This window comes from Psychrobacter cibarius (assembly GCA_030686115.1).
Lineage (GTDB): Bacteria > Pseudomonadota > Gammaproteobacteria > Pseudomonadales > Moraxellaceae > Psychrobacter > Psychrobacter cibarius_C.
This window is the reverse complement of record CP131612.1, coordinates 2063519-2078372: the sequence shown is the minus strand read 5'-3', so window position 1 is coordinate 2078372 and position 14854 is coordinate 2063519. Positions and strand designations below refer to the sequence as shown.

Genomic DNA, 14854 nt, shown 5'->3' with positions numbered 1-14854 from the left:
TTTTTAAATGAACGAGAAAGCAAAATGCCCGCCCATTTAAGTGGCTGGCATTTTTTATGCTTATTTACTATCAAGTTTTTAGCTAACCAAGTCTTCTGCTTAATTCAGGAAAGCGCTTTATCATAAATAACATCAAGAGCAGCGACACACTGGCGATAGCGGCGCCGACATAGCCGACGCTTGATATTGAAATATGGGTCACTGCATAACCACCAAACAGCGCACCGGCGCCAATTCCTAAATTAATAATGCCTGAGAACATTGACATCAGCATGTCTTGTGCTGTGACATCGACCATGATGACTTTGGCTTGCATGGAGATAATCAGCAGCATAAGCGCCGCGCCCCACAGTAACGCAATCAAGCTGAGTGCCCAGATGGAGGTCACGGCAAACAATAGAACCAGCATAGAGATTAACATTAATATTATCGATATCAGCATCAATCTGGTATTAAAACGATCACCCCAGCGACTGAATATCACACTGCCCGCAATTCCTGCCACCCCAAACAATAGCAAGACAACAGTTGCGGCGTTTTCACTGATAGCGCCGACTTGACGCATAAAAGGTTCGATATAAGAATAAGCGGTATAGTGGGCGGTAAAGACCAGTAAAATGAGTAGATACAAACAGACCAATAAGGGGTTTCTAAGCAATTCTGGAATCTTTCTAAACGAGCCTTCAAACATACTTGGTAGCGTTGGCAATAGCCTTGCTTGTAGAATAAATACGATGAAAGCAATCACGCCAATACCACCAAATGTTGCTCGCCAGCCAAACCATTGACCGACCAAGCGCCCTAATGGCACGCCAAGTACCATCGCCAATGAAGTGCCGGTCGCAAGCACACTAAGTGCCAGTGCTTTTTTGCCTTCTGGTGCTACGCGTATCGCAATCGCCGCGGTGATTGACCAAAATATCGCGTGTGATAGCGCAATACCAACACGACTAATAAGCAATACATCAAAGCTCCAAGCAAATACGGACAATACATGACTGGCAATAAATACCACAAACAAGCCCAAAAGTAAGCTTTTGCGCTCAAAGCGGCTGGTGAGCAGCATCAATGGCAATGACATCGCCGCGACAATCCACGCATACAGCGTCAACATCCAGCCAGTTTCTGCTGTAGTGATGGAAAAATCTTGGGCAATGTCACTTAATAGGGCAACGGGGACAAATTCGGTGGTATTCATAATAAAGGCGCTGACGCCCATTAAGAATACTTGGAAATACTGAGTTCGGCGAGCATTTGCGCTCACCTCAAGGTTATGTTTCATATGATCCAATACAAATAAAGAAGGCGCTAATAGTGCAAATTAGCTGAAAAATAATTCATGAGTTTAAGAATAACGGCGGCATAGGTCGTAATGATGAAAAAGAGGAGGGCAAGATAGCAAATCAGTTGCGGTATGTGAGAGCCTATCATCAGACCCTACTATTTTATCAGCAATCGACGGTGTTTTTTGTAGGAAAGTCTTTAAAATTAGTGACCGAATAATTGGTTGAATGCTTAAGTAAATCCGATAATGACATCAGTGTCAGTTACATAGTGCTTATAGTGAGGTATCGCTATTTACGCTTGAGTATAGGTATGATGACGCCATAGGCTAGGAATGCCTGATAACGTGATTTTAAATAATCATTGATATTTTATTAAGATGGGATAAAAGAAAAACAATCTATGAAAACAGACACCAATAAACAATTAGCCTTTAGAAGATACCCTTCAACGACGGCGCTGCAATGTTTTGAGACCGCTGCCCGTCATTTAAGTTTTACCAATGCGGCGCAAGAGATGCACATGACCCAAAGCGCCATCAGTAAGCAAGTGGCGCAGTTGGAGGAGATGCTAAACCTGTCTTTGTTTTATCGGACGCCGCACCGGATTTCATTGACCCCTGCTGGCAAGTCATATTATCTTGAAGTGTTAGAGATTTTAAAACATATCGAGGTGGCAACCACCAATTTGATGTCGCATAGTAGTAATACTGAGCTGCTAAAAATTGTCTCGCATCCGACATTTTGTGCCCGTTGGTTGATTCCAGCACTCAGTGGCTTTAGTCAAAAATATCGGCTTATCAACCTAGATATCAAAGAGCTGGTAGGGCCGTTTTTTTCTGAAGACCAAAATGTTGATATTGCTTTTTTATATGGCGATGGCATGTGGGGCAATATGGAGGCCATAAAATTGTTCGATGAATATTGCGTTGCGGTCTGTCAGCCGCAGTATTTGCGAGATAAAACACTGAGTACCGAGTGTTTAGATGACTATGTCCTATTGCAAATAAGCTCGCGTTTAAGTGCGTGGTATGAGTACTTTAAGCAACAAGATATCAGCGTCGACGGCACCTTTGTAGGACCACGTTTTGAGACTTTTCATGCTTGCATCTCTGCCGCCTTACTGGGCTATGGTATAGCCTTGGTGCCGTTGCGTTTGGTTGAGCCTGAGCTACAATCAGGCGCTTTAGTCATGGCGTGGGATTATGCGGCAAAGGGTCGCGGCAGCTATTATGTGACTTATCCTGTTTCTTCGGGACAATCGCATAAGGTCAAAGCAGTTTTAGAATGGATTACGGCTTATTTAACAATCTCAGATCAGCGTGAAAAGGCGTTAGGGCTTGCTTTATAGTTTATATCTTATTATTGTATTCTACAAAGTTATCTGCTGTAAGAATTTAACAAGCTAAACAAAAAAACTGCCTTAATACGCAGTTTTTTTGTTTTTTAAAGGATTCGTTTAGGAAGTTGATTCACTGGTAATGACAAAAAGGAATGCCACCACAACTATTATTCGTTTGCTGCCGGAATGATGTTTTGTTGAAATGAGTCTAACTCAAGGAAGAGATAGAGATTCATCATGGACAAGTTTTATAACGTGACCGATGCCTTTACGATGGTGCATCCGCTCACGCTCGTCAAAGGCAAAAATGCCAGAGTTTGGGACAACAATGACCGCAGCTATATCGATTTTGTTGGCGGAATTGGTGTTTTAAACTTTGGTCATTGCCACCCTCACATCGTTGACGCCATCATTCATCAAGCCCAGTCGCTGATTCACTATGCCTACAATGCGGCAGCACATCAGCCTTATCAAACCTTTATGCCTCGATTGTGTGAGCTGGTGCCTATCAACGGCGAACTGGCAGGCATGCTGACTAACTGCGGTGCAGAAGCGACCGAAAATGCCATAAAAATCGCTCGTCTAAAGACAGGGCGCACAGGTGCCATTGCCTTTGATGGTGGCTTTCACGGGCGCACACTGGCTGCTGTCAATCTAAACGGTAAAGTTGCGCCTTATAAGCGCGGGCTTGGTGCATTAGGGAGCGGCGTTTATCATATTCCTTTTCCCAGTCCCGATAACAATATCAGCGACGAGCAAGCGATTGATGCGCTCCAGCGTTTATTTATGGTAGAAACCGATATCGACAATATCGGTGCCATTATCGTCGAACCTGTACAAGGGGAAGGCGGTTTTCAATTGCTGTCGCCCACCTTTGCGCAGTATCTACGTAAGTTTTGTGATGAGCATGGCATGTTACTTATCATGGACGAAATCCAATCCGGTTATGGTCGTACGGGCACGCCGTTTGCTTTTACCCATTTAGGGATTGAGCCTGACCTTATTTTACTTGGCAAAAGTATCGCGGGCGGCTTGCCATTAGGCGCAGTCATCGGCAAGGCTAGTGTGGTCAATGGTTTGCCTAAAGGCAGTTTGGGCGGCACTTATTCGGGCAATCCAGTTGCTTGCGCCGCTGCCAATGCCACGCTTGACATCATGCAAGCCGATGACGTCTGGCAGTCAGCCAAGCATTATGCCCAGACAATTGAGATGACCATCAGCCAATGGCAACAAGAAGGTATCTCGCCTTGGTTATTTGGACTTACCGGTATCGGTGCCATGCGTGGTATCGAGCTGCGTCATCCTGAGCATGATGTGCATCCGAGTGTGATGGCGCAAGTATTAGTGCAAGCACGCAAGCGTGGATTGCTGCTGATGCCAAGTGGGCAATATCGCCATATCATTCGGTTATTGCCGCCACTAACCATAGAACCTGACACCCTAAAAGAAGGGTTAGCTATTCTAAAAGAGGTGCTTATCGCGCTTCCTGATGGATTGCCTGCCGCTTAATGTTTAGGAGTGCTTAGGATAGATAGCGCATCGTCATAACCAAATGCTCGAAATCAAATATCAATTACTTAAAAATTTATTAACTCTATTACAAGGATGTTTATTTGTGAAAAATAGTAGCGTCAGTCCAGATAAGGATTTTATCTGCAGCGATGATATCCGCCATCATTTTTCTATGGCCATGTCAGCGATGTACCAAGATGAGGTGCCGCTATACGGCGACTTGGTTGATTTGGTCAGTGATGTCAATACCGAAGTATTAACCTCACATCCCGATATTAAATCACAACTGCTACATACGGGTGAGATTGAACGTCTAAGCATGGAGCGCCACGGGGCGATTCGGCTAGGTACCGCAGCAGAGCTGAGCATGATGCGCCGTCTTTTTGCCGTGATGGGTATGCACCCTGTCGGCTACTACGATTTAGCGCCTGCTGGTGTGCCCGTGCATTCAACAGCTTTTCGCGCACTTGACTCGCATTCATTGCATAAAAGCCCCTTTCGCGTTTTTACCTCGTTATTGCGTTTAGATTTGATTGCCGATGACACCTTACAACAAGAAGCCACGGCCACATTGGCGCAGCGTCAGATTTTTACTGCCGGTGTCATTGAGCTTATCGAGATTTTTGAGGTGCAAGGTGGTTTAACTTCTGAGCAAGCACAGCAGTTTGTCCAAGAAGCGCTAGAGACATTTCGCTGGCATGATAAAACGCCGGTGGCAAAAGCGCTCTATCAGCGTTTATTAAATCAGCATCCGCTCGTCGCTGATGTGGTTGGCTTTAAGGGTCCACATATCAATCATTTAACGCCTAGAACCTTGGATATTGATGCCGTACAACAAGGCATGCAAGCTCGCGGTATACCCTCAAAAGCCATCATCGAAGGGCCACCGCGCAGAGCTTGTCCTATCTTATTAAGGCAAACCAGTTTTAAAGCGCTACAAGAAGCGGTTGGCTTTAAAGTTGCTGATAATTTAGACGCTAGCCATGAAAAGTATGAGCAAGGGCATCATACCGCGCGCTTTGGAGAGATTGAGCAACGCGGTGTGGCGTTAACACAAAAGGGCCGCGCGCTTTATGATGAACTACTGGCCGCAGCTCGCCGCCAGCTTGGTGCGACCCCAAATGAGGACAATGCGGCTCAATACAATCAAATTTTGACTGAGATATTTACCGCTTTTCCTGATGATTATCAAACTCTACACGATGAGGGGCTGGCGTATTTTTATTACCAGTTGACGGATAGCAGCCTTGATTCTGAAGATGGTCAAGCATTATTGGCCACTACATTAACCAATGATGATTTGAATAAAGTGCCTAATGCTAAGTTGACTGCTCTGATTAATGACGAGGTGCTTCGCATTGAACCTATCGTTTATGAGGACTTTTTGCCCGTCAGTGCCGCCGGCATTTTCCAATCGAATCTGCAACAGGCGCAGCCGAGTCACTATGACGGTTACTCAAGCCAACAAAATTTTGAGCGTGATTTGGGAGCAGCTATTCACGATGAGATGGCATTGTATGAAGCGATGCAAGCTCAAAGTCTTGAGCAGTGCCTGTCTAGTGTCAGTGTTTAGTAAAATTTAGCCTAGAAATGTCTAGCGTATAGCCGACTTATTAGCACGTCATTCCAAAAAGGAATGACTGCAAGAAATTTATTATTTTGCAACTTAGTAGGTAGCAGGGTAATTTTATAAGTCAGTCAAGGACGTAGTAAACCATTATACCAATATGCAAGGGATTGATTATGATTAAGCAATATATGTCTGCAATGGGCGTAGAAGAAGCACACTATCAAAATGGCGACTTTGAAGTCACCACCCCAATTGATGGCTCAGTCATCGGTAAAGTCACGTTAGATACAGTGGCTGACGTCGATACTAAAATCCAAAATGCCAAACAAGCCTTTCAAGAATGGCGTGTCGTTCCTGCCCCTAAACGTGGTGAGTTGATTCGTCTGTTGGGTGAAGTCCTGCGTGAGCACAAAGAAGACCTAGGTATCTTAGTATCATTAGAAGCCGGAAAAATCAAAGAAGAAGGCCTTGGCGAAGTACAAGAAATGATTGATATTTGTGACTTTGCCGTGGGCGTATCACGTCAGCTTTATGGTCTAACCATCGCCTCAGAGCGCCCAGGTCACCACATGCGTGAGACATGGCATCCACTCGGCGTCATCGGCGTCATCTCTGCCTTTAACTTCCCCGTTGCCGTTTGGTCTTGGAACACGGCATTGGCCATCGTTTGTGGCAACCCTGTTATCTGGAAACCTTCAGAAAAAACCCCACTTGTCGCCTTAGCTTGCCAAGCGTTATTTGAAAAAGCCTTGGCAAAATTTGGTGAAGCACCAGCACATTTATCGCAAATTATATTGGGCAAAACCGATATCGGTAATGCGCTGGTTGAGAATAAAGACATTGCTTTAGTCAGTGCCACCGGCAGTACGCGCATGGGCCGAGAAGTCGGGCCAAAAGTTGCTGAGCGTTTTGGTAAATGCTTGCTTGAGCTTGGCGGTAATAACGCCATGATTTTGGCACCCACTGCCGATTTGGATTTGGCGCTACGAGGCATTCTATTCTCAGCAGTAGGAACGGCAGGCCAGCGTTGCACCACCTTACGCCGTCTGTTCGTTCATGAGTCGGTCAAAGACGATATCTTACCGCGCGTTAAGTCTGCTTATGAGACGGTGAGCATTGGTCATCCGCTGGAAGGCAATTTGGTCGGTCCACTGATTGATGAAGACAGCTTTAATAACATGCAAGCGGCGTTAGAAAAAGCCCGCAATACTGGCGGTAAAGTCACAGGCGGCGAACGGGTGCTGATGGATAAATTCCCCGATGCTTATTATGTGACCCCTGCGATTGTTGAGTTTGATGAGCAAAATGACGTAGCACGTAGTGAGACGTTTGCGCCGATTTTATATGTCATGCCTTATAAAGAGTTTGACGATGCACTAGCGATGCAAAACGATGTGCCACAAGGATTGTCTTCTTGTATCTTTACCAATGACTTACGTGAAGCTGAAACGTTCCTCAGCGACCGCGGTAGTGATTGCGGTATCGCTAACGTCAACATCGGCACCAGTGGCGCTGAGATTGGCGGCGCATTCGGCGGCGAAAAAGAAACCGGCGGTGGCCGTGAATCAGGTTCAGACGCCTGGAAAGCTTATATGCGCCGTCAGACCAATACAGTCAACTATTCAACCGAGCTACCACTGGCGCAAGGCATCAACTTTGGCTAATAACAATGTGACGTGATGTGATGTGAGACTTGTTAAGTAGGCTCAGCGCCTATTTAGCAAGCCAACTATCAGTTGTTTTGGTCGCCAATTATTAAGTATTTATTGTTTTAGTATGAAAGCCTGCGGAAGTGATGAATAACTATTCATGATTTCAAAAACAGGCTTTTTTACTCCCTTTGCCGTAATCTTTTTCGCACTTTTTTCAGCATTATCAGCAGCCATGGATTGGTTGTTTCCACTACTGTTATATCTATGACAGCAGTATCCACTACTAAGGAAGGTAGGTGTCTTATGATGGATGATAAACCTTATGACGAAGCTAAAGATGGCTACGGTCCGTCTTCTAGTTTTTTATTAGATATTGCACCTCTGGTGTTGACTGCCATTATTCTGATGGTGCAGTTTTTTGTATTCAAAGATTTTACCCCTCACATTCCCTTAGCTTGCGGTATTTTAATCACCGGCTTGTTTATGAAGCTGCGTGGCCGTGACTGGGATGGCATGGAACAACGCTTTTTAAAGGTTGTCAAAATTGGTCTACCGGCCATGATTATCTTGATGGGCGTTGGTATGCTCATCGGCGCTTGGATTATCGCTGGTACCGTTCCTACAATTTTATACTATGGTTTTAGCGTTTTTTCTCCTTCATCATTCCTAGTCTCTGTCTGTATCATCTGTGCCATTATTTCTGTCGCCACAGGCACTTCGTGGGGCACGGTTGGTACGGTCGGTCTTGCCATGATGGGTATTGGACTAGGCTTGGGTATTCCGCCGTCACTAACGGGCGGTGCTATCGTCTCTGGTGCTTTTTTCGGTGACAAGATGTCTCCTTTGTCTGACACCACTAACTTGACGCCAGCGGCTGCTGGTGTTGACCTTTGGGAGCACATCCGCGGTATGTTGCCAACCACGGTACCTGCCATGGTAACTGCATTGATTATCTATGCTTGGATTGGTATGGGTTACGGCGCAGAAAATGTCGATTTAACCTCAATTAAAGAAATTCAAACCTCGCTAGCGGCCAATTATAACTTGAGCATAATTACGTTATTACCTGCTGTTGTCGTTGTCATTGCAGCGGTGATGAAAATGCCTGCTATTCCAACGGTATTGTCTGGTGTGGTGGTCGCAGGATTGGTCGCGTTTTTTATGCAAGGCGTGGGTGTGCACGACATTTTTACGGTCTTACAAAATGGCTTTGTCAGTGAAACGGGCTTTGCTGTCGTGGATCAACTGCTGTCTAAAGGCGGCATTATGTCGATGACGTGGGTCGTGACTTTGACCATCTTTGCTTTAGCATTCGTCGGCTCAATTGAGCATTACGGTACGCTAAAAGCCATCATGGCAAAAATTAATAAGATGGTGAAATCGAGATTTGGTTTAGTAATGACCACGTATGCCAGCACGCTTGGTGTCGGTACGCTCATCGGTGACGTCTATACCACCCTGGTGTTGCCAGGTCGTTTATTAAAAGACAAATATCAAGAAATGGGCTACAAGCGTACCACGCTTACTCGCTCTATTGAAGATACCGGAACCCTGTTATCTCCGCTTATTCCTTGGAACATGGGTGGTAGTTTCGTCGCGGCAACACTAGGTATTGCGACACTCACTTATGCACCATTCGCCTTTGCCTGTTGGTTATCACCGCTATTTGGTTTGTTATGGGTGTTCTTAGACAAATTTATCCCCCGTGAAGAACCTATCATCAATAACGACCCAAGCGCGCTCTCCACTGTAGACAATGCGTAATTTAGAAGGAGTATGAGATGTTGCAAGAGCAATGTTTGTGGAATATGACTGCGCCCCTTATTGATACCTACAATCAGATGACTAGCGACACCGAAGCGACTATTTGTATCATAGGCGGCGGTTATACAGGGTTATCGGCGGCGATTCATTTGGCCGAAAAAGGCGTCAAAGTTATCTTGCTTGAAAGCCAAGCAATTGGTAATGGTGGCTCAGGTAAAAGTGTAGGATTGGTCAATGCAGGCACTTGGGCGCGCCCTGATGATTTGAATATTGCGCTAGGCGAAGCGGCAGGTGAGTGTCTGACAGAAGCCCTTGGACAAGCGCCAAGCTTAGTGTTTGATTTAATCAAGCGTTATAATATCGACGCCCAAGCCACTCAAGCCGGTAATATCCACATGGCACATAACGCCAAAGGTGAAGCAGATGTCGATATCAGATATGAGCAGTTGAGCCGCCGCGGTGCGAATGTTGAAGTGCTAACTGGCAGTAAATGCCATGAATATTGCGGGACGACAAGTATCAATAAAGCATTACTAGATCATCGGGCTGGTACGATAAATCCGCTGGCTTATGTCAGAGGACTTGCAAAAGTAGCAACCAGTCTTGGTGTCACTATTTATGAGCATTCCGCCGTAGAAGCACTAGAAAAAGTAGACGGTCATTGGTATGCAAGGACTTCTAAAGCGCGCGTGAAATCTGAGCGCGTCATTATTGCGACTAACGCCTATACCGAAGGCGAGTGGACAGAAATCAAAAAGACATTTTATCTGGTTTATTACTATCAGATTGCATCAGAGCCACTTAGTGGCGAGGCGGCAGATCGTATTTTGCCATATAAAACAGGGGCATGGGATACACGCTTGGCCTTGTCTAGCTTTCGCCGTGATGACGACGATCGCCTATTATTGGGAACGGTGGGTGGTACACAGCTTAAACCAAAATCCTTTTATCAATCATGGGCCAATGCGGTGCAAAAGAGCTATTATCCAGATTTGCCAGCATTTAAATGGCAGTATGAGTGGACGGGTAGCTTTGGTTTTACGCAAGATCATATTTTTCGAGTCATGGAGCCCGACGAGGGCTTGCTGACCGCAACGGCTTATAATGGTCGCGGCATTACCACAGGCACGCTAATGGGTAAGTGCTTCGCAGACTATATAATGAGCGGTAATAGAGATAGTATTCCCTTACCATTTAAGACCTTAGAAGAGGCAAAAGTTTCTTTTGGCGGGATGAAATCTGGCTTTACTGAGTTGGGGCTAACTTTATATCATGCAGGACAATGTCTAAAAATAATTAGGTAGCTTTGTTGAGTCATTATCTAATTTTTTCTACCATTTTTAAATATAAAAGTATTCAGACTTTGACGGCGATAGAGAGACCGTAACAATCGTGTGATTACCAAAGCGTATTAATATCAGTATTTATTTTCTATTATCTGATATGCTATCATCTTTAAGTCATTATCGTGGGTTTAACAGTTTTGTCATCGCCAGCCATTATCGTTATAAATGGCGGCGTACAAACCTTGCAACTTCCAGCACGATATAAAATAATTCTGGTAAAGCGCATGAGCCTGTACTCCGACATCCTCATTTGTGCCTGATTTTATTTGCCTATTTGGGCGTATTTCACCCTTTTTCGTCGGAGTTACAGGAGTCTAAGGTGTTCAATATCATGAGCCACATTGCTAACCAATCCAAATATACCCGTCATTACCACCCACGCCATCTTCTTGCCCAGTATGCGATCAATCAGATAGCGACACTTGAGCTGCGTTCGCAAGATATTGTTAAAGCCATGGGCTATCCTATCAAGCATACTATCCCTGCTTGTGAGCGCCTACGTCATGTATTATCGAATAAATACCTTGGGCTTGATGGCAGCTATATGGATAAATATTTTACCGCTGAAGAATTTTTAGCCACGCTATTTGCTGTGCTGGATATCCCTTATACGCCGTTTGCAGAAGACATTGCCCAGATCAAAGATGTTGCTGTGCACGCTCAGCATGATAATAAAAATTCGTCCTATGGTAGTGTGAGCAATGGATATCAACAGATCAGTGAACAAGATTATGAAATGGTTGATAGGGTAGAAGAATATAAGCTAAAAAAATCTAAGGAATGTTAATTTCTAAGCATTAGTTTTTAAGCATTAAGTAAAGCCTCACTACAAAGTGAGGCTTTTTTTCGTTGTGATCTTTAATGATGAAATTGAAAATTGGCTGGTATGAATATTTCATAATATCGTACAAGTGATTGTATATCGAACTGATTATATGTCAGGCTTTGATATGGCTCGCCATAAAATGACGAACAGCGCATCAAACTCTGCATTAATGGGTGTATCGGTCTGGCGAATGATATGCATCAAGCCAAGACGGCTGATAAAACCCATAAACACATCAAAAAGTATATAAAGGGGCACGGTGTCATTTAGTACCCCGCGGTTTTGACCATCTTCTAATACATTCAAAAATGCGCCAATCAGCTCTTTATTCTCATAAATTGCAATATTACGTATACGCGATGCCGACACCGAAGACAGTACCATCACCGCATCGGGATGTGAGTCTACAAAGTCAAAACAGACCCATAATGTCTTGCGCAGCCGATCTTGCACACTATCAATGCCTTGCAAATGATCCATGATGCGCGCCGCCAACCTGCCTAATACAATATCCATGATGGTATAAAACAGTGTTTGCTTATCACCAAAATATTTATACAGCGTCTGTAGTGAGACATTGGCAGACTTTGCAATCTGCGCCATGGTCACCTCATTAGAGTCAAAACCTGCAAACACTTTACGAACGGCTTTTTCAATTTTTTCTAAAGTAGCAGGGCGCATATCGGATAAGGGTGCCAAAGCTCGGGCTGTATTCATACTAGATGTCTGATTGATAGATTGCATGCTTGATGATTCCTGTACGGTGAGAATTTTTAGACTGTGCTACAGCGTCTTATTTAACGGCTGATAAGCTAGAGTTGAAATAGGTAATATAAATTACCATTGTTTGTTAATAGGTTGCGCATTGTCTTTCACTGTCCTAGTATAAGTCTTGCATGATATTAAATATAAAGAATACTGAGATTTTATATAACGGTAATTAAAATTACCACAAATAATATGCTTACACTCAATAGTATTTTATATTAGGGTGTGTCCTCGTTTGAATTGAGGACACGCCCTAGCTACTATCAACTTCCCCTCGTCAAGGATAGACAATATGAGTATTGAAAGTTTTACCCCGAATTGGATGACCGAAGAACATCAAATGGTGCATGATAGCGCGCTTAAAATGTTTCAATCGTGGGAGCCAAAGGACGAGCAGTGGCGCAAAAACGGCATGATTGACCGCGCCGCGTGGGAAGAGGCAGGTACGATGGGTTTTTTATGTGCATCGATTCCAGAGGAATATGGCGGCGGCGGTGGTGACTTTGGTCATGAAGCGGCGCTTCTTTATGCGCAGGCTGAGGCCAATCAATCTGGATTCGGTGGCATGGTACATTCAGGTATTGTCGCGCCTTATATCTTGAGTCATGGTACGGAAGCGCAGAAAAAAGAATGGCTACCTAAGATGGCGACGGGTGAGTATGTGGCTGCGATTGCTATGACCGAACCGGGTACTGGCTCAGATTTGCAGAACATCAAAACCTATGCCGTAAAAGATGGTGATGATTACATTATTAATGGCTCAAAAACCTTTATTACCAATGGTCAGCATGCCAACCTAATTTTGCTCGCCTGCAAAACCGATCGTGAAAAAGGTGCGCAAGGTGTTTCGCTTATCGTGGTAGAAACGGACAAAGTAGAAGGGTTTGAGCGTGGTCGTAATCTCGATAAGATTGGTCTGACCTCACAAGATACTTCGGAGTTATTTTTCAGCAATGTACGTGTGCCGCAAACAAATTTGCTTGGTACAGTAGAGGGCATGGGTTTTATTCAAATGATGCAAGAGCTGCCACGTGAGCGTTTAATTATTGCCTTAACGGGCGTTGGTGCGATGAAGCTCGCGATTAATTTGACCCTAGATTATGTCAAAGGCCGTGAAGCGTTTGGTAAGCCTATTTGGAAGTTTCAAAATACGCGTTTTAAAATGGCAGAATGCTACGCCGATTATCTCGCTGCCAGCACGATGTGTGATGCCGCTGTCGATGCCATGTTAGAAGGCAAGTTGACCGTACCGCAGGCGTCTTTGATTAAATATTGGGTGACGCAAAAGCAGTGTGACGTGATCGACGAATGCGTCCAGCTGTTTGGCGGTTATGGCTACATGACAGAATACCCGATTGCTCGTTTGTACGCTGATGCGCGAGTACAAAAAATCTACGGCGGCACCAATGAAATCATGAAAGAGCTGGCGTCACGCTTTATGTAAGCGGCTGATTTGCTTTTTGGTTCTACTTCTTGATTCTAAGACATAGATTATATTGCCATCATCCATCATGGTTATTTATTCAAAAAATAAAAAGGGATTTTTATGACTGAGACTGCTTACATTTATGATGCTATCCGTACCCCGCGTGGTAAAGGCAAAAAGGATGGATCTTTGTATCAGGCGTCACCGATTTGGCTTGCCCGTACCTTGTTAAAGGAAATGCAACAGCGCCATCATTTGGATACCAGTTTGGTCGATGATGTGGTGCTTGGTTGCGTGACACCCGTTGGCGAGCAAGGTTCTGATATTGCCCGTATAGCCGTCATTGATGCAGGATGGGCGCAAAGTGTCGCGGGTGTCACTTTATCTCGGTTTTGTGCCTCAGGTCTGGAGTCTATCAATCTAGCTGCCGCCAAAATCATGTCAGGTATGGAGGATATGGTAGTCGCAGGTGGCGTTGAGTCCATGAGCCGCGTACCGATGGGATCTGATGGCGGTGCATGGTATATGGATCCACGGGTTAATGAAGCGACGCATTTTGTCCCGCAAGGCGTTGGCGCTGATACCATAGCGACGCTAAAAGGCTTTAGCCGCACCGATGTTGATGCGTTTGCTACCGAGTCACATCGCCGCGCCGCGCATGCTTGGGAGCAGGGCTATTATGATAAATCGGTCGTTCCCGTCACCGATATCAATGGCATGACATTATTGGATAAAGACGAAACCATTCGTCCTAACACCAATGTCGAAACTTTAGCTGGTCTCAATCCTTCTTTTATTATGCCCGGCAAGATGGGCTTTGATAGCGTTATCTTGGACAGATATACCACCATTGAAAAAGTAAATCACGTGCATCATGCGGGCAATTCGTCAGGCATCGTTGATGGTGCTGCAATTTGCTTAGTGGGTAGCGCTGCTGCTGGCAAAAAAGCAGGTCTAAAACCACGTGCCAAAATTACGATGGCTGCAGTGATTGGTTCAGAACCCGCCATTATGCTGACAGGGCCAACGCCTGCCTGCCAAAAAGCGCTCAAAAAAGCAGGTATGCAAGCTTCAGATATAGATCTATGGGAAATCAATGAAGCCTTTGCTGCCGTTCCGCTGAATACTGCCGATGACTTCGGACTCTCGCTTGATATCGTCAATGTCAATGGCGGCGCTATCGCTATGGGTCATCCCCTTGGCGCAACGGGCGCGATGCTCATGACGACTGTGCTTGACGAGTTAGAACGTCGCGACCTAAAAACCGCGATGATCACCTTGTGTGTCGGTGGTGGTATGGGCATCGCTACTATCATTGAACGTATATAGATAGCTCAGCATAAATATATATTGGCAGTAAAATCT

General features: G+C 45.0%; 12 protein-coding genes. 9 read left to right on the top strand and 3 right to left on the bottom strand.

Annotation, left to right across the window (positions count from 1 at the left end):
* Positions 1-82: 82 nt before the first annotated feature.
* Positions 83-1282, bottom strand: a complete 1200-nt coding sequence (locus Q6344_08630) for a sugar transporter (GenBank protein ID WLG12672.1) — start codon at positions 1280-1282, stop codon at positions 83-85.
* A 404-nt stretch (positions 1283-1686) separates the two neighbouring features.
* Between Q6344_08630 and Q6344_08625 the strand changes: the two genes are divergently transcribed.
* The 4 genes from Q6344_08625 to Q6344_08610 all read left to right on the top strand — a co-directional run bounded on the left by Q6344_08625 (position 1687) and on the right by Q6344_08610 (position 7371).
* Entirely contained in the window at positions 1687-2634 is a 948-nt protein-coding gene (locus Q6344_08625; GenBank protein ID WLG12671.1) for a LysR substrate-binding domain-containing protein, read from the top strand.
* Between the two features lie 228 nt (positions 2635-2862).
* Positions 2863-4134: an aspartate aminotransferase family protein gene (locus tag Q6344_08620; protein ID WLG12670.1), complete on the top strand. Its 1272-nt coding sequence runs from the start codon at positions 2863-2865 to the stop codon at positions 4132-4134.
* A 175-nt stretch (positions 4135-4309) separates the two neighbouring features.
* Positions 4310-5710 (top strand): VOC family protein, encoded by a 1401-nt coding sequence (locus Q6344_08615; GenBank protein WLG15186.1) that lies wholly within the window; start codon positions 4310-4312, stop codon positions 5708-5710.
* A 170-nt stretch (positions 5711-5880) separates the two neighbouring features.
* On the top strand, positions 5881-7371 hold the full coding sequence (locus Q6344_08610) for an aldehyde dehydrogenase family protein (GenBank protein WLG12669.1): 1491 nt from the start codon (positions 5881-5883) through the stop codon (positions 7369-7371).
* A 99-nt stretch (positions 7372-7470) separates the two neighbouring features.
* Here Q6344_08610 and Q6344_08605 read toward each other — a convergent pair whose 3' ends face one another.
* Entirely contained in the window at positions 7471-7593 is a 123-nt protein-coding gene (locus tag Q6344_08605) for a hypothetical protein (GenBank protein WLG12668.1), read from the bottom strand.
* A 69-nt stretch (positions 7594-7662) separates the two neighbouring features.
* Here Q6344_08605 and nhaC point away from each other — a divergent pair, with 69 nt between their 5' ends.
* From nhaC to Q6344_08590, 3 genes are all read left to right on the top strand, one after another.
* Positions 7663-9123, top strand: coding sequence for a Na+/H+ antiporter NhaC (gene nhaC / locus Q6344_08600; GenBank protein ID WLG12667.1), 1461 nt, complete (start codon positions 7663-7665; stop codon positions 9121-9123).
* A 17-nt stretch (positions 9124-9140) separates the two neighbouring features.
* A complete protein-coding gene (locus Q6344_08595) occupies positions 9141-10427 on the top strand; it encodes an FAD-binding oxidoreductase (protein ID WLG12666.1) in 1287 nt (428 codons plus the stop codon).
* 373 nt (positions 10428-10800) lie between these two features.
* The gene (locus Q6344_08590) at positions 10801-11256 is read left to right on the top strand and encodes a hypothetical protein (GenBank protein WLG12665.1); all 456 of its coding nucleotides are present in this window, start codon (positions 10801-10803) and stop codon (positions 11254-11256) included.
* Positions 11257-11400: 144 nt separating this feature from the next.
* Here the strand turns inward: Q6344_08590 and Q6344_08585 are convergent, their stop codons facing one another.
* Positions 11401-12039 carry a TetR/AcrR family transcriptional regulator gene (locus Q6344_08585; GenBank protein WLG12664.1) on the bottom strand — a complete coding sequence of 213 codons (639 nt, stop codon included), beginning with the start codon at positions 12037-12039 and terminating at the stop codon, positions 11401-11403.
* A 316-nt stretch (positions 12040-12355) separates the two neighbouring features.
* Here Q6344_08585 and Q6344_08580 point away from each other — a divergent pair, with 316 nt between their 5' ends.
* Positions 12356-13507 (top strand): acyl-CoA dehydrogenase family protein, encoded by a 1152-nt coding sequence (locus tag Q6344_08580; GenBank protein ID WLG12663.1) that lies wholly within the window; start codon positions 12356-12358, stop codon positions 13505-13507.
* Between the two features lie 102 nt (positions 13508-13609).
* Positions 13610-14818, top strand: coding sequence for an acetyl-CoA C-acetyltransferase (locus Q6344_08575; GenBank protein WLG12662.1), 1209 nt, complete (start codon positions 13610-13612; stop codon positions 14816-14818).
* The last annotated feature ends 36 nt before the right edge of the window (positions 14819-14854 follow it).